The following is a 25,752-nucleotide window of genomic DNA, read 5'->3' as shown; positions in this document are numbered from 1 at the left end:
GGGCGTCATGGGTGATCTTTTTTCGAATCTCGGTCTTGGCTTCAGCACCGTCTTCCAGTTCGTGCAGTGGACGCCGGCGTTCCTCGGCGGAATGTCGATCCCGCTTCCGATCAATATTCTGCTCTGTCTGGTCGGTGCGCTAGTCGGTACGCTGGTCGGTGTGCTGCCGGGCATCGGTACCATTGCCACCGTGGCGATGTTGCTGCCGATCACGTTCGGTCTGCCGCCGGTCGGCGCGCTGATCATGCTCGCCGGCATCTATTACGGCGCGCAATATGGCGGTTCGACCACGTCGATCCTGGTCAACATTCCGGGTGAAGCAGGTTCGGTCGTGACTGCGCTCGACGGCTTCCAGATGGCGAAGCAGGGCCGTGCTGGTCCGGCGCTCGCGATTGCAGCAATCGGCTCGTTCTTCGCGGGTTGCGTTGCGACGGTCCTTATCGCCGTGCTCGGCGCGCCACTCACCAAGCTCGCGCTTGCGTTCGGTCCTGCAGAATACTTCTCCCTGATGGTGCTCGGCCTGATCTTCGCAGTTGTGCTCGCCAAGGGCTCGGTGCTGAAGGCGATCGCGATGATCGTGTTCGGATTGCTGCTCTCCATGGTTGGCTCCGACATCGAGACCGGTGCGTCGCGCATGTCGTTCAACATTCCGGAACTTGCTGACGGTCTCGGCTTCGCGACGGTCGCCATGGGTCTGTTCGGCTTCGCTGAAATCATCCGCAATCTGGATGCAGGCGGCGAGGAAGATCGCCAGCTGGTGCAGCAAAAGGTCACGGGCCTGATGCCAACCAAGAAGGATTTGAAGGATTCAGCGCCGGCAATTCTGCGCGGCACCGTGCTCGGCTCCATTCTCGGCATTCTGCCGGGTGGTGGCGCGGTCATCGCATCCTTCGCGGCCTATACGCTTGAGAAGAAGCTGTCGAAGGATCCGAAGCGTTTCGGTCGTGGAGCGATTGAAGGCGTTGCGGCGCCGGAAAGCGCCAACAACGCTGCAGCGCAAACCTCGTTCATCCCGCTGCTCACCCTCGGCATTCCGCCGAACGCGGTAATGGCGCTGATGGTCGGCGCGATGACCATTCATGGCATCGTGCCGGGTCCGCAGGTGATGCAGAAGCAGCCGGAGCTCGTCTGGGGCATGATCGCCTCGATGTGGATCGGCAACCTGATGCTGCTCGTCATTAACCTGCCGATGGTCGGCATCTGGGTTCGGCTGCTTCGCGTGCCGTATCGCCTGATGTTCCCGTCGATCGTGGTGTTCTGCAGCATCGGCATCTATTCGGTGAACAACGCACCGATGGATGTGGTACTCGCGGGCATATTCGGTCTGCTCGGCTACTGGCTGATCAAGCATGACTTCGAGCCTGCGCCGTTGCTGCTCGGCATGGTGCTCGGTCCGCTGATGGAAGAGAACCTGCGTCGTGCGCTGCTGATCTCGCGTGGCGACGCGACGGTATTTTTCACCCGTCCATTGTCGGCTACCCTGATGGCAATCTCGGCGTTCCTGCTGATCCTCGCTGTGCTTCCCGCACTGCGAAAGAAACGCGACGAAGTCTTCGTCGAATCCGAGAGCTGACGAATCTCTCCACGCATCTGCGTCGTTACGCCACGGCCCGAAGTCGAATAGACTTCGGGCTTTTGCTTGTATTCAGTCCCGCAACTGTCGGCATTTCGCGGCAAAAATATTCTCGGAGGAAAATCAAATGAAGCTGTTCAATCGCAGAGTTGCGATCAGTGGCCTGGCGGCGGTCGCCGGCTTTGGTGCACTGGCAACCGCTGTTCAGGCGCAGGAATACCCGACCCGCAACATCACCATGATCGTGCCGTTCGCGGCCGGTGGCCCAACCGACGTGATCGCGCGCATCGTCGCCGCGGACATGTCGAAGACGCTCGGCCAGCAGATCATCATCGAGAACGTCGTCGGCGCTGGCGGCACGACCGGCGCGACACGCGCGGCGCGCGCGGCCAATGATGGTTACACGATCATCACTGGCCACATGGGCACTCATGCTGCGGCCGTGCCGCTGTATCCGAAGCTCGCTTATCACCCCGAGAAGGATTTCGAGCCCGTTGCTCTTCTCGCCGGCACGCCGATCCTGATCCTGGCGAAGAAGGATTTCGCACCGAAGGATCTCAAGGAATTCGTCACCTATGTGAAGGCCAACAGCGACAAGTTGAACATGGCCCATGCCGGCATCGGGTCGGTGTCGTACTCGTCCTGCGAGTTGCTGAGCTCGGTTCTGGATATCAAGCCGACCGGCGTGCCGTTCAATGGCACCGGTCCGGCGATGAATGCACTGGTCGGTGGTCAGGTCGATTATATGTGCGACCAGATCGTCAACGCGGTTCCGCAGATCAAGGGCGGCACCATCAAGGCCTATGCCATCGCGACGCCCGATCGTAACCCGTCGCTGCCGGACGTCCCGACCACTATCGAAGGCGGTCTGCCGAAGTATCAGGCCTCGGCCTGGAACGCGATCTTCGCGCCCAAGGGCACGCCTGCCGCGATCACCGCCAAGCTGAACGCCGCGGCGGCCAAGGCGCTGGACGACGAGAACGTCAAGAAGCGTCTGCTCGATCTCGGGTCGGACATTCCGAAGCCGGAAGCCCGCACTCAGGCTGCGCTCGGTTCGCTGGTGAAGAGCGAAGTCGAGAAGTGGTCGGCGGTGCTCAAGCCCGCAATGTGATCGGGAACCGGCTAACCAATTGATTTCAAGGGCTAGGTCCTCACGGATCCAGCCCTTGCCGTTTGCGGGGCAGGGACACACTTTTTCGGGTATAATCCGGGAATCGGCGTGTCCGACCACCGGCCGAGGCGATAAGTTCGCCCGCTCACAAGCCCGCAAGATCGACCATGAACCAGTATCACGACCTGCTAGAGCGAATCCTGAGCGACGGTGCCGAGAAGCACGACCGCACCGGTACCGGCACGCTGTCGGTGTTCGGCCATCAGATGCGCTTCAAGCTCAGCGATGGCTTCCCCGTGCTGACCACCAAGAAGCTGTCGCTGAAGGCGATCATCCACGAGCTGCTGTGGTTTCTGGCAGGCGATACCAATATCAAATATCTCAAGGACCACGGCGTCTCGATCTGGGATGAATGGGCGGACGCCAATGGCGATCTCGGTCCGGTCTATGGATCGCAGTGGCGCTCATGGCCGGCGCCTGACGGACGCAGCATCGACCAGATCGCCAATGTGGTCGACATGATCAAGCGCAATCCGGACTCGCGCCGCCTGATCGTCTCGGCGTGGAATCCCGCCGAGATCGACAAGATGGCGCTGCCGCCGTGTCACTGCCTGTTCCAGTTCTATGTCGCCAACGGCAAGCTCTCCTGCCAGCTCTATCAGCGCTCGGCAGATGTCTTCCTTGGTGTGCCCTTCAACATCGCATCCTACGCGCTGCTGACGATGATGATTGCGCAGGTCACGGGCCTGAAGGCAGGCGATTTCATTCATACGCTCGGCGATGCGCATCTCTATTCCAACCATTTGGAGCAGGCACGGCTGCAATTGACGCGGCCGACGCGTACGCTGCCGGTGATGAAGATCAATCCCGACGTGAAGGACATCTTCGCGTTCCGCTATGAGGACTTCACCCTCGAAGGCTACGATCCGCATCCGCACATCAAGGCCGAGGTTGCGGTGTGAACCTTCTCATTCGCGCGGCAAGGGACGATGAATCCGCGCTTGTTTTCAGTTTCGTGCGTGAATTGGCAGAGTATCAGAAGCTCTCGCACCAGGTCGATGCCACAGAGGCTGTAATCGCCGCGGCGCTGTTCGGTCCGCAGCCGCAAGTCTATTGCGACATCGCGGAATGGGATGGCGAGCCAGTCGGATTTACACTCTGGTTCCTCAATTTTTCGTCGTTCCGGGGACGTCACGGCATCTACCTTGAAGATCTGTTCGTGCGCCCCGGGCACCGCGGCCATGGCATTGGCAAAGCCCTGATGGTCAAGCTGGCGCAGCGCTGTGTCGACAAGGGCTGGACGCAGTTCGAGTGGTCGGTGTTGAACTGGAATGCGGCATCGATCGCGTTCTACAAATCGATGGGCGCGAAGATGATGGATGAGTGGACGGCCTGCAAAGTGAGCGGCGACGCGCTTCGTGAACTGGCGTCGCGCGGCACCACGTCATGAACATCGTCCTCGTCTATGCCGTCGCCGAGAACGGCGTGATCGGGCAGGGCAATGCCATTCCATGGCGGCTCAAGTCGGACATGCAGCGCCTCAAGGCGCTGACAATTGGCAAGCCGATCGTCATGGGGCGCAAGACCTTCGAGTCGCTTCCTAAGCCGCTGCCGGGACGAACCAATATCGTCATCACCCGCGATGCCGGTTATCAGGCCGCAGGAGCCGCGGTCACCACATCGCTTGCCGATGCACGCGCGGTGGCGACTGGCGATGCGCTGCGGCGTTTGGTCACTGAGATTGCCGTAATTGGCGGCGCCGAGATCTATGCCCAATGGATGGGGATCGCCGACCGTCTCGAAGTCACCGAAGTTCACGCAAAGCCGACGGGTGATACCTTCATGCCGCCAGTCGATCTCACTGTGTGGGAAGAAGTTGCACGCGTCAGGAACGCCGCGGCCGGTGAGGACAGCGTCGATTTCTCCTATGTGACATATTGCCGGAGAGCGCCCCGTTAACCGCGTTTTCCGCCCGTTAACATTGACATTTGCGACCTCCGGCATAGCTCCAGCGATCAAGAACCCCGCGTTGTAAGAGCTGGGGTCGTCCCCTATAAAGCCATGCAGACGTGGCGAGACCGGTATGTCCGGCCGCGCAGAGGAGAGTGTTGAATGCCGTGGAAGAATCAAGGCGGAGGCCCATGGGGCTCTGGTCCGAAGGGGCCTTGGGGTTCTGGTCCGCAATCGTCCGGGCCGAGGCCGCCTGATCTTGAGGATCTGCTGCGCAAGGGGCAGGACCGTCTGCAGTCGATGCTGCCCGGGGGCTTCGTCAGCGGCATGGGCATCGCGCTCGTGCTCGCCGTGGCGCTGGTGATCTGGGGCCTGTCCGGTTTCTTCCGCGTGCAGTCTGAAGAGCTCGGTGTCGTGCTGCGCTTCGGCAAGCATGTCCGCACCGTGCAGCCCGGCCTAAACTATCATCTGCCTTATCCGATCGAAACCGTGCTGTTGCCGAAGGCGCTGCGCGTATCGACGCTGTCGGTCGGCATGTCGATCCTGGAAGACACCGGTCGCCGTGGCCGCACCATCCGCGATGTGCCGGAAGAGAGCCTGATGCTGACCGGCGACGAGAACATCGTCGATGTCGACTTCACCGTGCTGTGGCGTATCAAGCCCGACGGTGTCGGCAACTTCCTGTTCAACATCCAGAACCCCGAAGGCACCGTGAAAGCGGTGGCCGAAAGCGTGATGCGTGAAGTCGTTGGCCGCGCCAACATTCAGCCAATTCTCACCGGCGCACGCACCACCACCGAAACCCAGGTGCAGGAACTGATGCAGAAGACGCTCGACGGCTATAGCGCCGGCGTCCTGATCCAGCAGGTCCAGCTGCAGAAGGTCGATCCGCCGGCACAGGTGATCGATGCGTTCCGTGACGTGCAGGCGGCACAGGCCGACGCCCAGCGTCTGCAGAACGAAGCCCAGACCTACACCAACCGCGTTGTTCCCGACGCGCGCGGTCGCGCTGCGCAGATCCTGCAGGTCGCCGAAGGCTATCGCGAACAGGCGATTGCCGAAGCCAAGGGCCAGAGCGCGCGCTTCCTGAAAGTGTATGACGAGTACAAGAAGGCGCCTGATGTAACCCGTCAGCGTATCTATCTCGAAACCATGGAGCGGATCTTCGGCGGCGCCGAGAAGCTGGTCTATGACGGCGGCCAGGGTGCCGGCGCGTCGCAAGGCGTCGTGCCTTATCTTCCCTTGAATGAACTGACGCCGCGACGTCAGCCACAGGCTCCATCTGGTCAGCCTCAGCAGAGCGGGAGCACCCGATGAAAACCGGCATCTCAGGTATCGTTGCACTGATTGTAGTGCTGGTGCTGGTCATCGTGGGCTTCGGCTCGATCTATACGGTGCGCCAGACTGAACAGGCCCTCGTGGTGCGACTCGGTGAGCCGGTTCGCGTAGTCACCGAGCCCGGTCTGAACTTCAAGATTCCGTTCATCGACAGCGTGATCTCGATCGACAAGCGTATCCTCGATCTGGAAAACCCGGCTCAGGAAATCATCGCCAACGACCAGCGTCGTCTGGTGGTCGATGCCTTCGCCCGCTACAGGATCAAGAACGCGTTGCGCTTCTACCAGAGCATCGGGTCGATCCAGGCGGCGAACATCCAGTTGACCACGCTGCTCAACGCGGCCATGCGCCGTGTGCTCGGCGAGGTCACCTTCATCCAGATCGTTCGCGACGACCGCGAAGGCCTGATGAACAAGATCCGCGATCAGCTCGACAAGGAAGCCGATGGTTACGGCATCTCGGTCGTCGACGTCCGGATTCGCCGCGCCGATCTGCCGGAGGCGAACAGCCAGGCGGTGTATCAGCGGATGCAGACCGAGCGTCAGCGGGAAGCTGCTGAATTCCGCGCGGGCGGTGGCCAGAAGGCGCAGGAGATTCGCTCCAAGGCCGATCGTGAAGCAACGGTCATCATCGCCGATGCGAATTCGACGGCTGAACAAACCCGTGGTGCCGGTGACGGCGAGCGCAACCGTTTGTTCGCTGAATCCTACGGCCAGGATCCGGAGTTCTTCGCGTTCTATCGCTCGATGACGGCTTACGAGAACGGATTGAAGAGCAACGACACCCGCTTCCTGCTGCGGCCGGATTCGGAGTTCTTCCGCTTCTTCGCCAATCCGTCGGGAAAGCCCCCCGCGGCAAAGCCGCAGTAACGGCGTCGTCTATTAAGCTTACGCGGATACCTGTTTTGCGTTCGCTGCCACTCTGATCTATGGATGAGGCGCGCCATTGTGGTGCGCCTCATTTGTTTTCAGAAAAGCGCCAAGAAAACTGCCAAGAAACTGCGGCCAGGGTGCGAACGTTCGGGAGTTGAAGTCGGATGAGGTCCATAGCGTTTGCCGACTTCCTCATCGGCATCGGAATCCTGTTCGTATTCGAAGGCATCCTGTTCCTGGCATTTCCCGGATGGATGCGCCGCGCGATGAAGAGCGCGCTGCAAAGCCCTGACAATATCCTGCGCATCGCCGGTCTGGTCTCGGCCGTCGGCGGCCTGATCCTGATCTGGGCGATCCGGCGCTAGCGGCCGCTCGTGGTCTCCCTGGGGCGTCCGAAAAAGCTCTTCCCGATCAACGCGATCGTGCACGCTTACGTCCGCATTCTGCCGCAATCCACGTCCCAGATGGGCCTGCCGGAGGGCCCGCGCGAAGGCTTGCGCGATGTCGCCCTTCGGGCGCACTCTCAGTCAAATTTGCCGACTCTCTTTTGGAGACGTTTCCGACATGTCCATCGCTCATCCCTCTCTGAGCCCCGTTTCGCGCCGTGCACCGTATAGCGGCCTGCGTCCGCTGCTGACGGCGCTTTGTTTCGGCGCCGTGGTCGCCACGTTTTCCGCGCCGGCCTCGGCCCGGGGCCCGGATGGCATCGCCGACGTTGCCGAGAAGGTGATCGATTCCGTGGTCAATATCTCGACCACCTCCACCGTCGAGGCGAAGAACAGCGACAAGGGGGAGGGCGGTGGCCGCGGGGCGATGCCGCAACTGCCGCCAGGCTCGCCGTTCGAGGAGTTCTTCGACGACTTCTTCAAGAACCGCGGCGGCCGCCCCGGCGGCGACAAGAATGGCGGCCTGCAGCCGCGCAAGACCAATTCGCTGGGCTCCGGTTTCATCATCGACACCTCAGGTGTCGTAGTCACGAACAACCATGTCATCGATGGCGCCGACGAGATCACCGTCATCATGAATGACGGCACCAAGATCAAGGCCGAGCTGGTCGGCGTCGACAAGAAGACCGATCTGGCCGTGCTGAAATTCACCCCGGTAAAGCCGGTGGTTGCCGTCAAGTTCGGCGACAGTGAAAAGCTGCGGCTTGGCGAATGGGTGATTGCGATCGGCAATCCATTCTCGCTCGGCGGCAGCGTCACTGCGGGCATCGTCTCGGCGCGTAACCGCGAGATCAGCAACAACAGCCCCTATGACAGCTACATCCAGACCGACGCCTCGATCAATCGCGGCAATTCGGGCGGTCCGCTGTTCAACCTCGATGGCGAAGTGGTCGGCGTCAACACGCTGATCATCTCGCCCACCGGCGGCTCCATCGGCCTCGGCTTCGCCGTGCCGTCGAAGACTGTGGTCGGTGTCATCGAGCAGCTGCGCGAATACAAGGAAGTCCGCCGCGGCTGGCTCGGTGTGCGCATCCAGCCGGTCACCGACGAGATCGCAGAAAGCCTGAATATCAAGCCGGCGCGCGGCGCGCTGATCGCCGGCGTCGACGACAAGGGCCCGGCCAAGCCTGCCGGCCTCGAGCCCGGCGACGTGGTGATCAAGTTCGACGGTCGTGACGTCAAGGAGCCGAAGGACCTGTCGCGCATCGTTGCCGGCACCGCCGTCGGCAAGGCCGTCAATGTGCTGATCATTCGCAAGGGCAAGGAAGAGACCAAGCAGGTCACCCTCGGACGTCTCGAGGATGACAAGCCGGTGCAGGCCTCGATCAAGGCCACGCCGGAAGCCGAGAAGCCGGCGACGCAGAAGGCGCTGGGCCTCGACCTCACCGGTCTCAGCAAGGATCTGCGCACCAAGTACAAGATCAAGGACAGCGTGAAGGGCGTCATCGTGACCGGCGTCGATGCTGGCTCTGACGCCGCCGAGAAGCGCCTGGCTGCTGGCGACGTCATCGTCGAGGTCGCGCAGGAAGCGGTCACCAATGCCGCCGACGTCAAGAAGCGCGTCGATGCCTTGAAGAAGGACGGCAAGAAGTCGGTGCTGCTGCTGGTGTCCAATGCCGAAGGGGAACTGCGCTTCGTGGCGCTGAGCGTACAGTAGGAAGCCCTTCTTCCCCCGCGCTTGCGTGGGGAGGGTGGCCGGCCTCTTGGCCGGTCGGGTGGGGGTGTTTCCCCAAGCTCGGAGATCGTGGACCCCACCCCGGCCTTCGCTTCGCTCGGCCGACTATGGCGGACGAATTCGTCCGCCGGACCCCACTGCGCTTCGCTTGGGGCAGGGATTCTTCCAGCGCCTGCGCGCCATCGCAGATGTGAATTTCAAACAGCCACTGCTCTTCAGACATGCGTCATCGCCCCCATTGTTTGCGGCGCGGGGGCGCCGTCATCTGTTGCATTCCCCGCCCCCTTGCGAGAGGGCGTGCGGAACGCCGGGTGCCCGTTGCACCCTTGGGCCTGATGCGAATGCGGTCTTCCGCAAGTAAGAGTGCATCAGGACTTTCGGACGCGCTGGGCGAAGTGCCCGGCGTTCCGCCTGCGGTGTTTTTTCAGCCTGCTTGCGCTTTGCCTTGGCGAACGATCCGATCACCAAAACTATGGTCCCACGGCGGAGGGACAGGGAGCCTCAAGCGAGTAAGCCGGACGCATCTTGATTTGGTCGTCCGTCACACTGTCCAGGGAGTCTTTCCATCCCAAGGTCGGCCGTTTCCTTGCCAGTGGCAGTGCTGGCGCAGATCCGTCCTGCCCGAAGACAGACGTCACCCCCAAACCGCGTAACGCCGCATCTCCGGCGTCCACAGCATCCCACTCCGCGAACGTGACGATCGCGATCGCCCCTCTCGGTGGGGCAGGACAGAGGAGAAAATAATCCAGATAGGGAGGTTGTCAAGAAGAGATAGGAAAAAATGTTTATGCGACTCCGCGTCCTGCCCCCAAACTGTCATTCCAGGGCACGGCGGGACGATACGCGGACGAATGCGGACCCTGCTGGGCGTGGTATCGATGGCCTCTCTGCCCCGGACGACCTGTGCCATGCGCCATGACGCCCGCGCAGCGGCGTTTGCTAGTGTGGCGTCTGAACGATCAGCCGAAGACACTTCATGAATTGCTTTTCGGCTCCCTTGGGGAGTCTTTGCAGGATAGCTCGCTCGACTGACGCGTCCCGTGTCATGACGCGATTCAGCATGGCTGCACCGTCAGGTGCCAGAAACAGCTCATAGGCACGTCGATCTCCGGGCGCCGGTCGCCGCTCAAGCAGGTGTCGCTCCACCAGTCGCTTCACCATTTCGGCGACGGTATTGCGATCCAAGAAAAGATGCTCGGCAAGCATGTTCTGGCTGAGGCCGGGCCGTTGGTAGATCGCAACCAGTGTCGCCTTCTGCCGCGGGGTAATCTGCTCATCGGCAAACTCACGCGAGAACCGTTCCTCAGCGGCGAAATGTGCCCTGCGCAATAAATGCGACACGACGTCTTCGAGTCGAAAGCGGTCGAGGATGGACCGCACCGGCGCTGTCAGCGCGGCCTCGGCGCCACGGGAAGGCAGGGACGATGCGGAAGCCTTGCCGGTCGCCGTTCTGCGCGATGAGCCCGACATCCCGGTTCGGCGTTTGGTCGTTGTTCTGGTCATGGTGGTCCGACACGATCTGCAGATATTGCCGTACGAGCGATCACATCGCGATGCGCGAATAGGCAGTTCACGCTCTAGCACTGCGTAGAAAGCCCAACAAGATAGCAGCATACTTCGGATTCTTCGATACGAGCCGTGACTTCTGCTGACTTCAGTGTAGTCGGTGCGAGTTCCGTTTTCTTGACAGTAGTCGGGGCAATCGCTAGCTTTTAATAAGAGACGTATACGTACAAATTTGCGAGATGCTGCATGACGTGCGACGAGGCGAGAGCAACATGACGACCGATCCTCGAGCAGTTGTCGTGGAGGGCATGGCAACGCCGCGCGGCCGCTATCCGCACTTCAAGCGTGCCGGTGACCTGGTCTTCGTTTCCGGAACAAGCTCGCGACGCGCGGATAACACGATAGCCGGCGCGAGCGCCGATGCCATGGGAACGGTGACGGTCGATATCCGGTTACAGACCCGCGCGGTGATCGAGAATATTGCGAGAATAATAAGCGAGGCCGGCGGCGGACTGTCCGATATCGTCGAAGTCAGCACGTTCCTCGTCAATATGAACGACTTTGGCGGGTACAACGACGTGTACGCCGAATTTTTCGGCTCCGACGGTCCCGCGCGGACAACGGTCGCCGTTCACCAGCTTCCGCATCCGCATCTGCTGATCGAGATCAAGGCTATCGCCTACCTGCCCCAATCCCGCACCTGACCTTGTCCGGAGGATTACCCATGCCCATGACACGTCGCCATCTCTTGCAGGGCGTCGCCGCTTCAGCCGCACTCTGGAGTGGTCGCGCGTTGGCGCGACCATCGCTGGCCCGGATCATGGTTGGTTTCGCGGCTGGTGGGACGCTCGACGTGATCGGCCGCCGGCTCGCCGATCAGCTCGGCGGGAATTTTGCCGACTCGGTCATCGTCGAAGGTCGTACCGGCGCTGGTGGTCGCATCGCGATCGACGCCACCAAAACTGCCACGCCTGACGGCACGACCATCGTGCTCTCGCCATCCTCGCCGATCGTCATCTTTCCGCATGTCTATACGAAGCTGAGCTATGATCCGGTCGCGGATCTTATTCCGATCACGCCAGTCTGCTCGAATGCGCAAACCTTCGTCGTCGGGAAGGCCGTTCCTGAATCGGTCAAAACACTACGGGATTTTATTGGCTGGGCCAAAGTCAACAAGACGTTCTATGCCACGCCGGCTGCCGGCTCGATCATGCATTTCCAGGGCTGGGCGTTTGCCCAGCAGGCCGGCATTGAGATGACTCATGCGCCCTATCGCGGAATGGCGGCGATTGTGCCGGACCTGCTGTCGGGCACGATGGCGACATCGATGGCGGTGACCGGCGACATTCGCCAACATGTAGAATCAGGAGCGCTGCGCGCGCTCGCGGTCACGAGCGCGCAGCGATCACGCTTCTTGCCGAATGTGCCCACATTCGCCGAACTCGGCTTTGACCAGGTCACCGGAGTTGATTGGTACGGGCTCTTCGCGCCCGCCAAGACGCCGCAGCCGATCGTCGAACAATTGCAGCAAATGGTTCACGCCGCGATGAAGGCGAAGCCGGTCGCAGAATTTCTCGAGCAAATGGGATTTGACAGCTACACGCTCGATTCCAAGCAGCTTGCGAGCTGCATTCAGGAGGAGACAGCGCGCTGGGCTCCGGTCGTCAAACAATCGGGATTTCAGCTCGACAATTGAGCTCTTGGATGAGAGCGCTGCCGTGACTACCGCTTCGCCATGCTAACGGTGGTCGTGGCTCCTGGCATGCGCCGGGACGACGGAAACAGCCGGCTTTCTCGCAGGAGCGCGAAAACCGGGGCTTTCGGAGTGAGGCTCTAGCTTACAAATTCAGCGCGCTTGTAGCCCTGCGCATAAAGCAGCGCCGTGAGATCGCCGTGATCGATCCGGGCTGCTGCGGCAGCAGCCACCGCAGGCTTGGCGTGATAGGCGACGCCGAGGCCTGCGTCCTGGATCATGGCGAGATCGTTGGCGCCATCGCCGACGGCGATGGTGTCGAGATTGTCCAGATCGAAGGACTCGCGCAGCTCGACCAGCGTCGCGAGTTTTGCGGCCTTGCCGAGGATCGGCTCGGCGACGGTGCCCGTCAGCTTGCCATCAGCGACATGCAACACGTTGGCGCGGTTTTCCTGGAAGCCGACGAGCTCGGCGACCTTGCTGGTGAACAGCGTGAAGCCGCCGGAGACCAGACAGGTATAGGCGCCGTTGGTACGCATGGTCTGCACCAGTTCGCGACCACCCGGTGTGAGCGTGATGCGCGAGGCCAAAACTTCATCGACGACGCTGACGTTGAGATCCTTGAGGAGCGCCACGCGTTCGCGCAGTGCTGGCTCGAATTCGATCTCGCCGCGCATGGCGCGTTCGGTGATGGCGGCGACATGAGCCTTGAGGCCGGCGAAGTCGGCGAGCTCGTCGATACATTCCTGGCCGATCATGGTGGAATCCATGTCGGCGAGAAAAAGCTTCTTGCGCCGATCGCTGACAGGCTGCACGACAACATCGATCGGCATGTCGCCGCGGGCTGCGCGCAGGCGATCGCCGAGCGCGAGCATGTTGTGGTCGCTGGTGAACAGGATGTCGGCGGCGACGCCGTCGCTCAGCCAGTGCGCCTCGGTGTTGCCCGGCAGAAGTGCGCGCAGACCGTCGACCACCGTGCTATCGAGAGCGGGATTGGCGGGGTTGCAGATCAGGGTCGCGACGAGAGACATGACGTGAGTTCCAGTCCGGACAACAGAGCGCTGCTTATCGCAGGGCCGACCGCCAGCGGCAAGTCGGCGCTGGCGCTAGCCGTGGCGCGGGCGCGGGACGGCGTGGTCATCAATACCGACAGCATGCAGGTATATCGCGACCTGCGCGTGCTCACGGCGCGGCCGACCATCGACGAGGAAGCGCTGGCGCCGCATCGGCTCTACGGGACTGTGGATGCTGCCGTGAACTTCTCCGCCGGCGCGTGGGTGGATGAAGCCGCGCGCGTACTTGCCGAGGTGCGGGCGCAAGGCAAGTTGCCGATCTTCATCGGCGGTTCTGGACTGTACTTCAAGGCGCTGACGCGCGGGCTCTCGGCCGTGCCGCCGGTCGCAGCCGAGGTGCGCGACGATGTCCGCGCGCGGCTGGAGCGTGACGGGCCGGAAGCGCTGCATGCGCAGCTCGCTTTGGTCGATCCGGTCTCTGCCGCACGGCTGAACCTGCGCGACCGCACGCGCATTGCCCGCGCGCTGGAAGTCGTGGAGGCGACCGGGCGATCGCTCACCGACTGGCACGGTGAGGGCCTGCCGCCGCTGTTGCCGCCGGAGGGCGTGACCGCGCTGTTTCTCGCGCCGGAGCGCGACGAGCTCTATGCACGGATCGATGCGCGCTTCGAGCGCATGCTGGATGAGGGCGCGCTGGACGAGGTCGCTGCATTGGCAGAACGCAGTCTCGATCCATTACTGCCGGCGATGAAGGCGCATGGCGTGCCGGCGCTGATCCGGCATATCCGCGGCGAGCTCTCGCGTGAGGAGGCGGCCGAGATTGGCCGCGCCGATACCAGGCACTACTCCAAGCGGCAGTTCACCTGGTTTCGGCATCAACTGCCCGAGTTTGAATGGATGACGCCGGAGGCTGCGGGAGCCCGGCCCGGATGAGCAGAGTGACATCCGGGGGAGCCGCCCGTCTCGCGGCTCCTGTGCCCCGGATGACGTCAGAAGATGGATCGCGGTCCGCCTTCATAACGATGGGACTGTTCGGTCCGTTGCGGTGCCGCGACGGAGTCGAACGCGTTCTGAGGCAGCGCGGCGGCGCTCATCGCGGCCGCATGGGCCTCGTCGGGCCAGTAGCGCTGGTCCGAAATCGTCGTACCGGCAAAAGCCGGGCTGGAGATGACTGCAAATGCCAGCGATGCGGATAGCAGAAGACGTTTCGTTGTCATGGCTCTATTCCTTTGAAGACGTCGCCCTTATCCGGGGAGATGCGCGACCGGTCATAGGAATTCCAGAGCGCCCCGGCCGGTTTTGCATAGGCGTGGTGTGGGGCACGAGCGGGCAGGCGGGCAGCAGCCTGGCTGGGATCAGGTGACGGGCGCATATCTGCCCGCCCGATTTTTCCGCTCGCCGAATGCGAAAGACCCGGCTAGGCTCTAAAATCAGCGCGATCACAGCAACTTCCCTTGACATCCCCGGTTTGCTGGCTATGTTCCGCGCAAGTTATGAAAAGTCGGACCGATCCTGTGCGCAATAAAGTTACAAATCTTCTTATTATCGTGGTACCCTGGCGCACCGCCGGGGGTAGCTGATTGCTACCCACGAACCGAGCGGTGTGCACAGGGTCCTGAACGGGCCCTTTTTTATTGTCTGAACTTCAAGCTTTCCGAACCTAGCGACCATCCAGACCAAGCCGCGCCGCAGGGCGCATCCGGAGCGAACCATGAGCGACAGCAAGCCCCACGATCCCAACCAGATGACCGGCGCGGCGATGATCGTCCGCGCGCTTGCGGATCACGGCGTCAAGCACCTGTTCGGCTATCCCGGCGGCGCGGTGCTTCCGATCTATGACGAGATCTACCAGCAGTCTGAAGTGGAGCACATTCTGGTCCGCCACGAGCAGGGCGCCGGCCATGCCGCCGAAGGCTATGCGCGCTCCACCGGCCTGCCGGGCGTCGTGCTGGTGACCTCGGGTCCGGGCGCCACCAACATGGTGACGCCGCTGGCCGACGCGCTGATGGATTCGATCCCGCTGGTCTGCATCACCGGACAGGTCCCGACGCATCTCATTGGTAACGATGCGTTCCAGGAATGCGACACCGTCGGCATCACGCGGCCCTGCACCAAGCACAACTGGCTGGTCCGCGACGTCAACGATCTCGCCAAGGTGCTGCACGAAGCATTCTACGTTGCGACAACGGGCCGACCGGGTCCGGTCGTCGTCGACGTGCCGAAGGACGTGCAGTTCGCCACCGGCACCTATCATCCGCCGCGCAAGTCCGACGTCCATATCTCCTACGCGCCGCGCGTGAAGGGCGATGCGAACGCGATCCGCAAGGCGGTGTCGTTGCTGGCGGGTGCCAAGAAGCCGATCATCTATTCCGGCGGCGGCGTCATCAATTCGGGCCTCGCGGCGTCGAAGCTGCTGCGCGAACTGGTCGAGGTCACCGGCTTCCCGATCACCTCGACGCTGATGGGCCTCGGCGCCTATCCGGCATCCGGCCCGAACTGGCTGGGCATGCTGGGCATGCACGGCACTTACGAAGCCAACATGGCGATGCATGACTGCGACGTCATGCTGTGCGTCGGCGCGCGCTTCGACGATCGTATCACCGGCCGCACCGATGCGTTCTCGCCGAACTCGAAGAAGATCCATATCGACATCGATCCGTCGTCGATCAACAAGAACATACGTGTCGATATCCCGATCATCGGCGATTGCGGCAATGTGCTCGGCGACATCCTGCAGGTGTTCAAGTCCGAAGCGAAGAAGCCTGACACCAAGGAGTGGTGGAAGCAGGTCAATACCTGGCGCGCGCGCAATTCGCTGGCCTACAAGACGAACAACGATGTCATCCTGCCGCAATTCGCAATCCAGCGATTGTTCGAGGCGACGCGCGGCCACGACACCTACATCACCACCGAAGTCGGCCAGCATCAGATGTGGGCGGCGCAGTTCTTCGGTTTCGAGGAGCCGCATCGCTGGATGACGTCGGGTGGTCTGGGCACCATGGGCTATGGCCTGCCGGCGGCGCTGGGTGTGCAGGTCGCGCATCCCGACTCGCTGGTCATCGATATCGGCGGCGACGCATCGGTGCAGATGACGATGCAGGAAATGTCGGCGGCGGTTCAGCATGAATTGCCGATCAAGATCTTCATCCTGAACAATCAATATATGGGCATGGTGCGCCAGTGGCAGCAGTTGCTGCATGGCAACCGGTTGTCGCATTCCTACTCGGAAGCTCTGCCTGATTTCGTCAAGCTGGCGGAAGCCTATGGCGGCGTCGGCTTCCAGTGTAGCAAGCCCGGCGATCTCGACGGCGCGTTGCAGGAGATGATCAAGGTGAAGAAGCCGGTGCTGTTCGACTGCCGCGTCGCGGCGCTGGAGAACTGCTTCCCGATGATCCCGTCGGGCAAGGCCCATAACGAAATGCTGCTGCCGCTGGAAGCGAATGACGAAGCTACGGCTGCGGCGTTCGCCGGCGGTAAGGCGCTGGTCTGACAAGCTCTGGAAAGACAATGACAATGGAACAGCCTGCCTCCGCCTATTTCATGGAAGAGCGTCACGATCCCAACGAGACGCATACGCTGACGGTGCTCGTCGCCAACGAGCCGGGCGTGCTCGCGCGCGTCATCGGGCTTTTTTCGGGCCGCGGTTACAACATCGAAAGTCTCACGGTGTCGGAGACCGAGAGCCACAAGCACGTCTCGCGCATCACCATCGTCACCACAGGCACGCCGATGGTGATCACGCAGATCAAGCATCAGCTCGATCGCATGATCCCGGTGCACCGCGTCGTTGACATGACGCTGACCGGCCGCTCCATCGAGCGTGAGCTTGCCATGGTCAAGCTGCGCGGCACCGGCGAGCATCGCGTCGAGGCGCTGCGCCTCGCCGAAGCGTTCCGCGCCCGTGTGATCGATGCGACCATCGAGAGCTTCGTGTTCGAGATCACCGGCAACACCGGCAAGATCAACCAGTTCATCGACCTGATGCGGCCGCTTGGCCTCGTCGAGATCTCGCGCACCGGCGTCGCTGCGATCAGCCGCGGACCGGAGGGGATGTAGCCTCCGCGCATCGCAGTCATGAAACCTCTCGACATCGCGTTGGCCATAGCCGTGGCCGTGATCTGGGGCGTCGGCTTCGTGCTGACCCGGATGGCGGTCGACGAGATGTCGTCGACGCTGCTCACCACAATCCGCTTCGGCATCACGGCACTCCCGTGCCTGTTCCTGCCGAAGCCGAAGCTGTCATGGCTGCTGATCGTCGCCACAAGCTGGCTCCTGGTGGCACAATTCCTGGCGCAGACCTACGGCATGGCACATGGTGTGCCGGCGGGACTGACCTCGGTGATCGTGCAGAGCCAGGCGCTGTTCACGGTAGGGGCTGCCGCGCTGTTCCTGCGGGAATTGCCGACGCGGCTGCAGGTGATCGGTATTGTCATTGCGATGGGCGGGCTGTTGATGATCTGCTTCACGGTCGGCTATGACTTCAGCGTGTTTCCTTTCATGGTGCTGATGACCGCGCCGGTGAGCTTTGCGTTCTCGAATCTGCTGCTGCGGCGTGCGCAGGGCGTGCCGATGCTCGACCTGTTCGCCTGGATCAGTCTCGTTGCGCTGCTGCCGTTGCTGGTGGTGCTGTTCAGTGTCGATGGCGCGAGCATGACGTGGCAGTCGCTCACGCATGCATCGCTGAAGGCGCTCGCCTGTGTGCTGTTTCTTGCGGTGGTTGGCACCACGCTGGGTTACTGGATATGGGGCCGGTTGCTGCGCGACTATTCCGCGGCGCAGGTCGTGCCGTTCGCATTGCTGGTGCCGTTTATCGGTGCGGCCGCGTCGAGCGTCACGTTCGGTGAACAGTTTGGATCGCTGCGACTCGCGGGCATGATCGTCGTTGTCTGCGGCATTGCCGTGATGCTGCTGTCGAAGCGCCCACCCACGCTTGTCGAGGTGGTCTGAGATCATGTCGCAACAACTCTTGTTCGCCTTTATCGTGTTCGCCATCGTGATGTTCTTCACGCCTGGCCCGAACAACATCATGCTGCTCGCGTCGGGGCTCAATTTCGGCTTTCGCCGTACGCTGCCGCATGTCTTCGGCGTCACCGTCGGTTTCGCCTTCATGGTCGCCGTCACGGGCCTCGGATTGGGGGCGGTCTTCACCTCCTATCCGGTGCTGCACACCATCCTGAAATATGCCGGCGCGGCGTATCTCGTCTATCTCGCCTTTGCGATCGGGATGTCCGGTCCGCCCAACCCGGGTGACGCTGAACGGCGCCGGCCGATGACGTTTTTCGGCGCCGCGCTGTTTCAATGGGTCAACGTCAAGGGCTGGGTGATGGTGATCGGCACCATCACCGCCTATGCGGCAATTGCGAACTATCCCTGGAACATCCTGCTGCAGGTCACCCTGTCGCTGCTGCTCGGGTTCGTGTCCTGCGTCACCTGGGTGCTGTGCGGCACCTCGCTGCAATCGCTGGTAAAATCGCCTGGCGCGGTCAGGGCGTTCAATATCGTCATGGGGCTGCTGCTGCTGGCCTCCCTGTATCCGGTGCTGGTCGAGCTATGAGCCCGACGCGCAGCGTAAAATCACCGTCGCGGGCTTGTCTCGCGGCACCCGTCGCCCTAGAAACCGGCGGCAATTCATGGTCTTCGGCCATTCGGCTTGAGACCGGTTCGAACGGGCAGCTTTGAAATATAGTTGCTGAAGAGAGGAAATACCCATGCGAGTTTATTACGATCGCGACGCCGACCTGAACCTGATCAAGGGCAAGAAGGTCTGTATCGTCGGCTATGGCAGCCAGGGCCATGCCCACGCGCTGAACCTCAAGGATAGCGGCGTCAAGGACGTCGTGATCGCGCTCCGCAAGGGCTCGGCCACCGCGAAGAAGGCGGAAGCCGCCGGCTTCAAGGTGATGGAAGTCGCCGAGGCTGCCAAGTGGGCCGACCTGATGATGATGCTCACCCCCGACGAATTGCAGGGCGACATCTATCGCGACCACATGCATGACAACATGAAGAAGGGCGCAGCGCTCGTCTTCGCACACGGCCTCAACGTGCACTTCAACCTGCTCGATCCGCGCGAGGATCTCGACGTGCTGATGATCGCGCCGAAGGGCCCCGGCCACACCGTGCGTTCGGAATATCAGCGCGGCGGCGGCGTGCCTTGCCTGATCGCGGTTCACAAGGACGTTTCGGGCAACGCCCATGACCTCGGCCTGAGCTACGCTTCGGCAGTGGGCGGCGGCCGCGCCGGCATCATCGAGACCTCGTTCAAGGAAGAGTGCGAGACCGATCTGTTCGGCGAGCAGGCCGTTCTGTGCGGCGGCACCGTCGAACTGATCCGCGCCGGCTTCGAGACGCTGGTGGAAGCCGGCTACGCGCCGGAAATGGCTTACTTCGAGTGCCTGCACGAATTGAAGCTGATCGTCGACCTGATCTATGAAGGCGGTATCGCCAACATGAACTACTCGATCTCCAACACGGCCGAGTATGGCGAATACGTCACCGGTCCGCGCATCGTCACCTCGGAAACCAAGGCCGAGATGAAGCGCGTGCTCACCGACATTCAGTCCGGCAAGTTCGCTCGCGACTGGATGCTGGAAAACAAGGTCAACCAGGCCTCGTTCAAGGCAACCCGCCAGCGCAACAACGCACATCCGATCGAGGAAGTGGGCGCCAAGCTCCGCGACATGATGCCGTGGATCAAGGAAAAGGCGCTGGTCGACAAGACCAAGAACTAAGCGCCTCTTCAGACGCAGCTACCAACGGGACCGCGGCAACGCGGTCCCGTTTCTTTTGAAATGTGCAATGCGCGATGAGCTTACCGAAGCGGCCCGCCCGCAAAGTCTGCGCCAGGTATCTGCCGCATGCTATCCGGGAGTTTCACATGCCATGCAGGCGCGCAGCTCTGCCGCCATGGAAGGACGGGCCCGAATAGGCTATCGGCACGCCGACTGCCAGAACCGCTTTCGGATATATCGATGGCAGTGGCGCGAATGGGCCGGCCATCCGCACAACGGCGAGAGCAGCGCCGTCAAGTTCGGTGTTTCCAGAACTCCTTAAGACGGTAGCCTCGACCACCCGACCACTGCGGTTCACCGCAAGACAGATGACCACACGTCCGCGAAGTCCCGCCTCGGCAAGCCGCTTTGCTGTTCGCATGATCCGCGCGGTTGTGTGCTGCCGCCATGCGCGCATGGCCGGACTCGCGGACATGGCTTCGGGGCCGGTCGTCGGTACAATCTGCGCTTCCGCACTAGTTGCCATTGCGGCGAGCAACACGGCGGCGCCGATTGCTCGCCGGATGGTCGTATTGAGTCCCGTGCTCTGCTTCGTGTGGTCGGTTGAGGTTGAGGCAAAAACAGGAAGCATGTCGAGCCCGTGAGATTGGATGGCCGCAGCCAATAGATAGGTGATATCATATTGCGCCCGCTTTCTTCCATTTTCTGGGCACCGAGACAACCTTCGCACGATGTCGAGCAGGTCACCGCATGAATGCCATTGTTGTCACCGGCGTCTCGACCGGCATCGGTCACGCGACGGTGAAAGTTTTGCTCGCCCGTGGCTTCCGCGTGTTCGGCAGCGTGCGCAAACAGGCGGATGCGGACAGGCTGCAGGTTGAGTTCGGCGCGAACTTCAAGCCGTTGCTGTTCGATGTGACTGAGGAAGCTGCCGTGCTGGCCGCCGCTGACTACGTACGCAGCGCGCTGAACGGCGAGACGCTCGCGGGGCTCGTCAACAATGCCGGCGTTGCGGTGCCCGGCGCGCTGCTCGATCTGTCGGTCGATGAGTTCCGCCGGCAGATCGAGGTCAATGTGACGGGGCCGGTGATCGTCACCAAGGCCTTCGCGCCGCTGCTCGGCGCCGATCCCGCGATGACTGGTGCGCCCGGACGCATCGTGATGATGAGTTCGGTGTCGGGACAATTCGGCAATCCGCTACTGTCGCCCTACAGCGCCTCGAAATTCGCACTGGAAGGACTGGCCGAAAGCTTGCGCCGCGAATTCATGCTGTTCGGCATCGATGTGCTGGTGATCGCGCCGGGCGCCGTGCGCACGCCGATCTGGGACAAGGCCGAGGCCATCGATATGGCGCGCTTCGCGAATTCGCCATTCCTGCCAGCGCTGGCGAAGCTTCGCGAGATGCTGATGAAGCTGGCGAAGAACGGGCTGCCGCCGGAGCGGATCGCCGAACTGGTCTACCGGGCACTGACCGCATCCCGCCCGAAGCTGCGCGTGGTGGCATCGCCGCAGCCGGTTCAGACCTTCGTCGCCGGTTGGCTGCCAAGGCGTTGGCTGGACGCGATCATGGCCCGGCAACTCGGGCTGCGGCCCAAATAAGGGGCCATTTGTCGCCTCGACAGGGGGACCAAAATGGCCTAACTGGTCCTACCAGATTGGTAGGGTCAGTCCATGCTCGCCGCGGTCAGCACCGAAACCTCCGACGCCGTTCGGAAAACGCTCGAATTCGTCCGGCACCACCGGCTCGCGAAAGGCGACCGGCTGCCGTCGGAGCGGGACCTGTCGGAACGGTTCGGGGTGACGCGCGGAGCGGTCCGCGAGGCGCTGGCGGTGCTCGATGCCATGCGCATCACCGAGCGGAAGCCCAAATCGGGCATCTATCTGCGCAACGCGCTGGAAGACAGCGGGCTCGATGCGCTGGTGCTGCAGGCCGACCTTGGCCTGCCATTCGATGCGCAGGTAACGCGCGATGTTACCGAGGCCAGGATCCTCTGCGAGGAGCAGGCGTTCCGGCTGGCCTGCCAGCGCCGCACCGACGCCGATCTCGCGAAGTTGTATCAGCTGCTCGACACCTATGCGGCGCTCGTCGCCAATGGCAGCAACCTCGCCGACGAAGATGTTGCGTTCCATCTCGCGGTTGTCGCAGCGAGCCAGAACCGCGTGCTGGTGCGCACGCTGACGCCGTTGATGCTGATGAGCACGGGCTGGCGGCGCCGCTATTTCGCCTCTGCCGAGATCCGTCAGCGCTCGCTCATTGATCACCGCGCTTTCGTCGCGGCGATTGAAGCGCGCGACGAAGCGACAGCCACGATGCTGGTGCATCGCCACGTGCAGACCGCCGCCGAAGACGTGCGGGCGCTGGCCGAGCAGGGCAAGGACTGATCACGAAAGACACAAGCGCCTGACGGGCCGTTCAACAATCCCGATCAACGGGAGGCCCACTCGAATACGGCAACGGCCGTAGCGGCAAAGACCGCAAACTCTGGAAACGCAAACAAGGACGTATGATGCGTATGAATAGGACTGCCATTACTGCAACTGCGATAGCTGCTTGTGCGGTCGCACTGGCCGCGAGCCCGGCGCTGGCGCAGAAGAAATATGGCCCCGGCGCCTCTGACACCGAAATCAAGATCGGCAACACGGTGCCCTATAGTGGCCCGGCCTCGGCCTATGGCATTCTCGGCAAGGCCTACGGCGCCTATTTCAAGAAGATCAATGACGAAGGCGGCATCAACGGCCGCAAGATCGTCTTCATCTCCTATGACGACGCCTATTCGCCGCCGAAGACCGTGGAGCAGACGCGCAAGCTGGTCGAGAGCGACGAGGTGATGGCGATCGTCGGCAATGTCGGGACCGCCGCGAATGCCGCGATCCAGAAATACGTCAATGCCAAGAAGACGCCGCAACTGTTTCTCGCGACCGGCGCCACGCGCTGGAACGATCCGAAGCAGTTTCCGTGGACCATGGGCTGGCTGCCGAGCTACCACGCCGAAGCTGCAGCCTATGCGAAGTATCTCCTGAAGGAAAAGCCCGATGCCAAGATCGGCGTGTTCTATCAGAACGACGATTTCGGCAAGGACTATGTGAAGGGATTGAAGGAAGGCCTCGGCGACAAGGCTTCAACGATGATCGTGATGGAGACGAGCTACGAAGTCTCCGAGCCGACCGTCGACTCACACATCGTCAAGCTGAAGGCCGCGGGCGTCGACACGATCTTCTCCTTTGCCACCGGCAAGTTTGCCGCGCAGTCGATCAAGAAGGTTGCCGAGCTCGGCTGGAAGCCGCTGCACATCGTGCCGAATGCGAGTTCGTCGCTCGGCAGCGTGCTGCGTCCGGCCGGCCTCGACAATGCGCAGGACGTGGTGTCCGCGACCTTCGCCAAGGATCCCACCGATCCGCAGTGGAAGGACGATCCGGGCATGAAGAACTTCTACGCCTATGTCGAGAAATACATTCCGGAAGGCAAGGCGATGGAGAGCACCGTGCTGTCCGGCTACAGCATCGCCCAGACCATGGTCGAGGCGCTCCGGCAGTGCGGCGACGATCTCACCCATGAGAACCTGATGAAACAGGCCGCCAACCTCAAGAACGTGCAGCTCGACGGGCTGCTGCCGGGCGTGACCGTCAACACCAGCCCGACTGACTTCTCGCCCATCGACCAGTTCCAGATGATGAGCTTCAAGGGCGAGCGCTGGCAGCGCTTCGGCGAGATCATCAAGGGTGAGACGCCGACCGCAGTGCGGTAGGCGAGGGATGACGACGGCAGGCGGCGCCCGGACCGGCACCGCCTGCGTCGAAAGGTTCATTGTCCGTTCATGACGCCTGTATTACGATTTTGTGACATTCCGCAGGGTCCGGGCGCGGCGTGAGCCGGCTGGCCGTTGCCAGACAGGGCAGTCTTCTTGCCGGGTGTTCGCAGGCAAGCCATGCTGCCGCCCTCGATCTCAGTCTCCCCGGCGCAAGCCGGCCGCCGCTTCAAGGAGCGGTTGGCGGCCGCTTGGCAGTATATTCGGCAGTGGCCGCTGCGCACGGCGCTGATCGCTGCGATCCATGTGCTTGCGATCTATGTGCTGGCCTCGGTGGAATATGGCCCGTTCGCCATGACGCTGGCGCTGCTCACCTGGGCCTTGCTCAATTTCCTGTTCCTCGCGCTGTTCAAGCGACCGGGGGTCAGCGCGGTGCTGTCGCTGCTGCTGGTGACGTCGCTGATCGTGCTGTCGCAGTTCAAATTCGGCATCACGCAGCTGACGCTGACCTTCCTGGATTTCCTGATCATCGATCGTGACACGATCTCCTTCCTGCATTCGATCTTCCCGCAACTGCGCACCTGGCTCCTGATCGCGGCCGCGGTGGCGCTGCCGATCCTCTGGCTGATCTGGCGCGCCGATCCGTTCCGCTTGCGCCGCCGCAGTGCGCTGGCCTGTGCGGGCGTCTGCCTGATCGGAATCGTTGGTCTATCGGCAGCCAATCCCGAAAAGCCATGGGAGCCGTTCCAGGGCGTCAATCACATTTCCAATCTGGCGCGCTCCGGCGTCGTCTCGGTGTCGCATCTGACCGCGACAGGCTGGATCGAGGCGGATTCCAAGAGCCTCGTCAGTTCGGCGCTGGCATCGCCGATGACCACCTGCGAGCCCGGTGTGAAGCGGCCGAACATCGTGATGGTGCTCGACGAGTCGTCTTTCGACATTTCCGCAGCCCCCGGCATCAAGGTGCCGGCCGGCTATCATGATAACTTCAAGTCGGCGGACGGTCAGCAGCGCGCGCTGATCACCGAGTCCAGCGGCGGGCCGACCTGGTACACTGAGTTCAACATCTTCACCGGGCTCTCTGCGCGCTCCTTCGGCGCGTTGAAGTTCTATGTGACCCGCATTGCCGCCGGAAAGATCTCGCGCGGCCTGCCGCAGGCGTTGCAGCGCTGCGGCTACAAGACCTTCTCGCTCTATCCGACCTACGGCAATTTCCTCAGCGCCCGCAGCTTCCAGCAGGGCGCGGGCATTGACGGCTTCATCGACATGGCGGCGATGGGCGTCAGCGAGGACATGCAGCCCGACAGGTTCTATTTCGATCAGGCGAAGGATCTCATTGCGCGCGAGAGCAAGACCGATCAACCGATCTTCGTGCTGGTCTATCTCACCGCCAATCATTTTCCGTGGACCACGACCTATCGCGACGACCTGACGCCGGCCTCCTGGCAGGCGCCGGGCAATACGACCGAGGTCGACGAATATATCCGCCGCCAGGCGATGACGGCTACGGACTACAAGGCCTTCGTCGCGCAACTCCAGAAGGATCATCCGGCCGAGCCGTTCCTGCTGGTGCGGTTCGGCGATCACCAGCCGGCGATCGCGCAGAAACTGCTGGAGCCCGATCTGGCGCAGCCGAAGCGCGCCAACCGGATCATGACGCATGATATCCGTTACTACACGACCTATTACGCCATCGACGCGCTGAACTACCGGCCCGAACTGTCATCGGCGCTGCCCACGCTGGACGCCGCCTATCTGCCACTCATGGTGCAGGAGGCCGCGCGCGTGCCGCTCGATCCGTCCTTCGTCGAGCAGAAGAAGATCATGCTCCGCTGCAAGGGCGTGTTCTACGGCTGCAAGGACGGCGACGAAGCCAGCCGGTTCAACCGCTGGCTGATCGATGCGGGGCTGATCAAGGATCTCTGACCCAGCCGAACCGCAACGGGCGGGTACGGGGCGCCTGCCGATTCCGTCGATCCCGTTCGGGCCAAGTTCATTGCCCATTCATGACCAGTCCATTACAGTTTTGTGACATGTCGCAGTTTCCGGCTGCGACATGCGCCCTCTGGCCGTCGCCAGCCCAGGCCCGAGGCATTGCCGG

The 25,752-nt window shown here is 62.2% G+C and carries 25 protein-coding genes; 21 read left to right on the top strand and 4 right to left on the bottom strand.

All coding sequences use genetic code 11. The features are described from left to right. Window positions 1–7: 7 nt before the first annotated feature. From AB8A33_RS17485 to AB8A33_RS17445, 9 genes are all read left to right on the top strand, one after another. A complete protein-coding gene (locus tag AB8A33_RS17485) occupies window positions 8–1,573 on the top strand; it encodes a tripartite tricarboxylate transporter permease (protein WP_439093904.1) in 1,566 nt (521 codons plus the stop codon). Window positions 1,574–1,700: 127 nt separating this feature from the next. Then, the gene (locus AB8A33_RS17480) at window positions 1,701–2,684 is read left to right on the top strand and encodes a tripartite tricarboxylate transporter substrate-binding protein (RefSeq protein ID WP_439093903.1); all 984 of its coding nucleotides are present in this window, start codon (window positions 1,701–1,703) and stop codon (window positions 2,682–2,684) included. A 167-nt stretch (window positions 2,685–2,851) separates the two neighbouring features. Continuing rightward, on the top strand, window positions 2,852–3,646 hold the full coding sequence (locus tag AB8A33_RS17475; protein ID WP_439093902.1) for a thymidylate synthase: 795 nt from the start codon (window positions 2,852–2,854) through the stop codon (window positions 3,644–3,646). Next, the gene (locus tag AB8A33_RS17470) at window positions 3,643–4,134 is read left to right on the top strand and encodes a GNAT family N-acetyltransferase (protein ID WP_439093901.1); all 492 of its coding nucleotides are present in this window, start codon (window positions 3,643–3,645) and stop codon (window positions 4,132–4,134) included. Before AB8A33_RS17475 ends, AB8A33_RS17470 begins: the two co-directional genes overlap by 4 nt. Then, complete coding sequence (locus AB8A33_RS17465) at window positions 4,131–4,643, top strand: dihydrofolate reductase (RefSeq protein ID WP_439093900.1); 513 nt, start codon at window positions 4,131–4,133, stop codon at window positions 4,641–4,643. The genes AB8A33_RS17470 and AB8A33_RS17465 overlap by 4 nt, the downstream gene beginning before the upstream one ends. A gap of 153 nt (window positions 4,644–4,796) precedes the next feature. Next, on the top strand, window positions 4,797–5,951 hold the full coding sequence (gene hflK, locus AB8A33_RS17460) for an FtsH protease activity modulator HflK (RefSeq protein WP_439093899.1): 1,155 nt from the start codon (window positions 4,797–4,799) through the stop codon (window positions 5,949–5,951). Then, window positions 5,948–6,841, top strand: coding sequence for a protease modulator HflC (gene hflC, locus AB8A33_RS17455; RefSeq protein ID WP_439093898.1), 894 nt, complete (start codon window positions 5,948–5,950; stop codon window positions 6,839–6,841). The genes hflK and hflC overlap by 4 nt, the downstream gene beginning before the upstream one ends. 167 nt (window positions 6,842–7,008) lie before the next feature. Beyond that, window positions 7,009–7,209: a DUF2065 domain-containing protein gene (locus AB8A33_RS17450; protein ID WP_068734021.1), complete on the top strand. Its 201-nt coding sequence runs from the start codon at window positions 7,009–7,011 to the stop codon at window positions 7,207–7,209. A 199-nt stretch (window positions 7,210–7,408) separates the two neighbouring features. Beyond that, window positions 7,409–8,947 (top strand): Do family serine endopeptidase, encoded by a 1,539-nt coding sequence (locus tag AB8A33_RS17445; protein ID WP_439093897.1) that lies wholly within the window; start codon window positions 7,409–7,411, stop codon window positions 8,945–8,947. A gap of 957 nt (window positions 8,948–9,904) precedes the next feature. On the opposite strand, the gene AB8A33_RS17440 is transcribed toward AB8A33_RS17445, so the two are convergent. Beyond that, window positions 9,905–10,435 carry a MarR family winged helix-turn-helix transcriptional regulator gene (locus tag AB8A33_RS17440; RefSeq protein WP_439085823.1) on the bottom strand — a complete coding sequence of 177 codons (531 nt, stop codon included), beginning with the start codon at window positions 10,433–10,435 and terminating at the stop codon, window positions 9,905–9,907. Window positions 10,436–10,743: 308 nt separating this feature from the next. On the opposite strand from AB8A33_RS17440, the gene AB8A33_RS17435 reads away from it, so the two are divergent. Together AB8A33_RS17435 and AB8A33_RS17430 are read left to right on the top strand one after the other, a co-directional pair. Then, window positions 10,744–11,175 carry a RidA family protein gene (locus tag AB8A33_RS17435; RefSeq protein ID WP_439093896.1) on the top strand — a complete coding sequence of 144 codons (432 nt, stop codon included), beginning with the start codon at window positions 10,744–10,746 and terminating at the stop codon, window positions 11,173–11,175. A gap of 20 nt (window positions 11,176–11,195) precedes the next feature. Further along, window positions 11,196–12,167, top strand: coding sequence for a Bug family tripartite tricarboxylate transporter substrate binding protein (locus tag AB8A33_RS17430; protein ID WP_439093895.1), 972 nt, complete (start codon window positions 11,196–11,198; stop codon window positions 12,165–12,167). Between the two features lie 137 nt (window positions 12,168–12,304). On the opposite strand, the gene serB is transcribed toward AB8A33_RS17430, so the two are convergent. Continuing rightward, window positions 12,305–13,195, bottom strand: coding sequence for a phosphoserine phosphatase SerB (gene serB, locus AB8A33_RS17425; RefSeq protein WP_439093894.1), 891 nt, complete (start codon window positions 13,193–13,195; stop codon window positions 12,305–12,307). A gap of 3 nt (window positions 13,196–13,198) precedes the next feature. On the opposite strand from serB, the gene miaA reads away from it, so the two are divergent. Continuing rightward, a complete protein-coding gene (miaA, locus tag AB8A33_RS17420) occupies window positions 13,199–14,110 on the top strand; it encodes a tRNA (adenosine(37)-N6)-dimethylallyltransferase MiaA (protein ID WP_439093893.1) in 912 nt (303 codons plus the stop codon). A gap of 56 nt (window positions 14,111–14,166) precedes the next feature. Here the strand turns inward: miaA and AB8A33_RS17415 are convergent, their stop codons facing one another. After that, window positions 14,167–14,394: a hypothetical protein gene (locus AB8A33_RS17415; RefSeq protein ID WP_439093892.1), complete on the bottom strand. Its 228-nt coding sequence runs from the start codon at window positions 14,392–14,394 to the stop codon at window positions 14,167–14,169. Window positions 14,395–14,888: 494 nt separating this feature from the next. On the opposite strand from AB8A33_RS17415, the gene AB8A33_RS17410 reads away from it, so the two are divergent. The 5 genes from AB8A33_RS17410 to ilvC all read left to right on the top strand — a co-directional run bounded on the left by AB8A33_RS17410 (window position 14,889) and on the right by ilvC (window position 19,905). Next, on the top strand, window positions 14,889–16,667 hold the full coding sequence (locus AB8A33_RS17410; RefSeq protein ID WP_439093891.1) for an acetolactate synthase 3 large subunit: 1,779 nt from the start codon (window positions 14,889–14,891) through the stop codon (window positions 16,665–16,667). A 23-nt stretch (window positions 16,668–16,690) separates the two neighbouring features. Beyond that, complete coding sequence (gene ilvN / locus AB8A33_RS17405) at window positions 16,691–17,233, top strand: acetolactate synthase small subunit (protein WP_068738461.1); 543 nt, start codon at window positions 16,691–16,693, stop codon at window positions 17,231–17,233. Between the two features lie 18 nt (window positions 17,234–17,251). Continuing rightward, a complete protein-coding gene (locus AB8A33_RS17400) occupies window positions 17,252–18,124 on the top strand; it encodes an EamA family transporter (RefSeq protein WP_439093890.1) in 873 nt (290 codons plus the stop codon). 4 nt (window positions 18,125–18,128) lie between these two features. Next, window positions 18,129–18,731 (top strand): LysE family translocator, encoded by a 603-nt coding sequence (locus AB8A33_RS17395; protein WP_439085817.1) that lies wholly within the window; start codon window positions 18,129–18,131, stop codon window positions 18,729–18,731. Window positions 18,732–18,885: 154 nt separating this feature from the next. Then, the gene (ilvC, locus tag AB8A33_RS17390) at window positions 18,886–19,905 is read left to right on the top strand and encodes a ketol-acid reductoisomerase (protein WP_089267877.1); all 1,020 of its coding nucleotides are present in this window, start codon (window positions 18,886–18,888) and stop codon (window positions 19,903–19,905) included. A gap of 142 nt (window positions 19,906–20,047) precedes the next feature. Here the strand turns inward: ilvC and AB8A33_RS17385 are convergent, their stop codons facing one another. After that, window positions 20,048–20,536: an energy transducer TonB gene (locus tag AB8A33_RS17385; protein WP_439093889.1), complete on the bottom strand. Its 489-nt coding sequence runs from the start codon at window positions 20,534–20,536 to the stop codon at window positions 20,048–20,050. Between the two features lie 119 nt (window positions 20,537–20,655). Between AB8A33_RS17385 and AB8A33_RS17380 the strand changes: the two genes are divergently transcribed. The 4 genes from AB8A33_RS17380 (at window position 20,656) to AB8A33_RS17365 (ending at window position 25,577) form a co-directional block, all read left to right on the top strand. Then, on the top strand, window positions 20,656–21,504 hold the full coding sequence (locus AB8A33_RS17380; RefSeq protein ID WP_439093888.1) for an SDR family oxidoreductase: 849 nt from the start codon (window positions 20,656–20,658) through the stop codon (window positions 21,502–21,504). A 72-nt stretch (window positions 21,505–21,576) separates the two neighbouring features. Further along, complete coding sequence (locus tag AB8A33_RS17375) at window positions 21,577–22,287, top strand: FadR/GntR family transcriptional regulator (protein ID WP_439093887.1); 711 nt, start codon at window positions 21,577–21,579, stop codon at window positions 22,285–22,287. A gap of 131 nt (window positions 22,288–22,418) precedes the next feature. Further along, window positions 22,419–23,651: an ABC transporter substrate-binding protein gene (locus AB8A33_RS17370; RefSeq protein ID WP_439095957.1), complete on the top strand. Its 1,233-nt coding sequence runs from the start codon at window positions 22,419–22,421 to the stop codon at window positions 23,649–23,651. 180 nt (window positions 23,652–23,831) lie between these two features. Then, window positions 23,832–25,577: a sulfatase-like hydrolase/transferase gene (locus AB8A33_RS17365; protein ID WP_439093886.1), complete on the top strand. Its 1,746-nt coding sequence runs from the start codon at window positions 23,832–23,834 to the stop codon at window positions 25,575–25,577. The last annotated feature ends 175 nt before the right edge of the window (window positions 25,578–25,752 follow it).

It is taken from the genome of Tardiphaga sp. 813_E8_N1_3 (genome assembly GCF_051811025.1).
In the GTDB taxonomy this organism is placed as follows: Bacteria; Pseudomonadota; Alphaproteobacteria; order Rhizobiales; family Xanthobacteraceae; genus Tardiphaga.
This window is presented reverse-complemented; position numbering and strand designations above follow the sequence as displayed.

Bases quoted from the DNA above. Each gene is read 5' to 3' on its own strand.
- AB8A33_RS17430 (WP_439093895.1), top strand. From the start codon at position 11,196: ATGCCCATGACACGTCGCCATCTCTTGCAGGGCGTCGCCGCTTCAGCC.
- AB8A33_RS17435 (WP_439093896.1), top strand. From the start codon at position 10,744: ATGACGACCGATCCTCGAGCAGTTGTCGTGGAGGGCATGGCAACGCCG.
- AB8A33_RS17440 (WP_439085823.1), bottom strand. From the start codon at position 10,435: ATGTCGGGCTCATCGCGCAGAACGGCGACCGGCAAGGCTTCCGCATCG.
- hflC (WP_439093898.1), top strand. From the start codon at position 5,948: ATGAAAACCGGCATCTCAGGTATCGTTGCACTGATTGTAGTGCTGGTG.
- AB8A33_RS17445 (WP_439093897.1), top strand. From the start codon at position 7,409: ATGTCCATCGCTCATCCCTCTCTGAGCCCCGTTTCGCGCCGTGCACCG.
- ilvC (WP_089267877.1), top strand. From the start codon at position 18,886: ATGCGAGTTTATTACGATCGCGACGCCGACCTGAACCTGATCAAGGGC.
- AB8A33_RS17485 (WP_439093904.1), top strand. From the start codon at position 8: ATGGGTGATCTTTTTTCGAATCTCGGTCTTGGCTTCAGCACCGTCTTC.
- AB8A33_RS17450 (WP_068734021.1), top strand. From the start codon at position 7,009: ATGAGGTCCATAGCGTTTGCCGACTTCCTCATCGGCATCGGAATCCTG.
- AB8A33_RS17395 (WP_439085817.1), top strand. From the start codon at position 18,129: ATGTCGCAACAACTCTTGTTCGCCTTTATCGTGTTCGCCATCGTGATG.
- AB8A33_RS17465 (WP_439093900.1), top strand. From the start codon at position 4,131: ATGAACATCGTCCTCGTCTATGCCGTCGCCGAGAACGGCGTGATCGGG.
- serB (WP_439093894.1), bottom strand. From the start codon at position 13,195: ATGTCTCTCGTCGCGACCCTGATCTGCAACCCCGCCAATCCCGCTCTC.
- AB8A33_RS17400 (WP_439093890.1), top strand. From the start codon at position 17,252: ATGAAACCTCTCGACATCGCGTTGGCCATAGCCGTGGCCGTGATCTGG.
- AB8A33_RS17370 (WP_439095957.1), top strand. From the start codon at position 22,419: ATGAATAGGACTGCCATTACTGCAACTGCGATAGCTGCTTGTGCGGTC.
- ilvN (WP_068738461.1), top strand. From the start codon at position 16,691: ATGGAACAGCCTGCCTCCGCCTATTTCATGGAAGAGCGTCACGATCCC.
- AB8A33_RS17380 (WP_439093888.1), top strand. From the start codon at position 20,656: ATGAATGCCATTGTTGTCACCGGCGTCTCGACCGGCATCGGTCACGCG.
- AB8A33_RS17410 (WP_439093891.1), top strand. From the start codon at position 14,889: ATGAGCGACAGCAAGCCCCACGATCCCAACCAGATGACCGGCGCGGCG.
- AB8A33_RS17365 (WP_439093886.1), top strand. From the start codon at position 23,832: ATGCTGCCGCCCTCGATCTCAGTCTCCCCGGCGCAAGCCGGCCGCCGC.
- AB8A33_RS17415 (WP_439093892.1), bottom strand. From the start codon at position 14,394: ATGACAACGAAACGTCTTCTGCTATCCGCATCGCTGGCATTTGCAGTC.
- AB8A33_RS17385 (WP_439093889.1), bottom strand. From the start codon at position 20,536: ATGCTTCCTGTTTTTGCCTCAACCTCAACCGACCACACGAAGCAGAGC.
- AB8A33_RS17480 (WP_439093903.1), top strand. From the start codon at position 1,701: ATGAAGCTGTTCAATCGCAGAGTTGCGATCAGTGGCCTGGCGGCGGTC.
- AB8A33_RS17375 (WP_439093887.1), top strand. From the start codon at position 21,577: ATGCTCGCCGCGGTCAGCACCGAAACCTCCGACGCCGTTCGGAAAACG.
- AB8A33_RS17475 (WP_439093902.1), top strand. From the start codon at position 2,852: ATGAACCAGTATCACGACCTGCTAGAGCGAATCCTGAGCGACGGTGCC.
- hflK (WP_439093899.1), top strand. From the start codon at position 4,797: ATGCCGTGGAAGAATCAAGGCGGAGGCCCATGGGGCTCTGGTCCGAAG.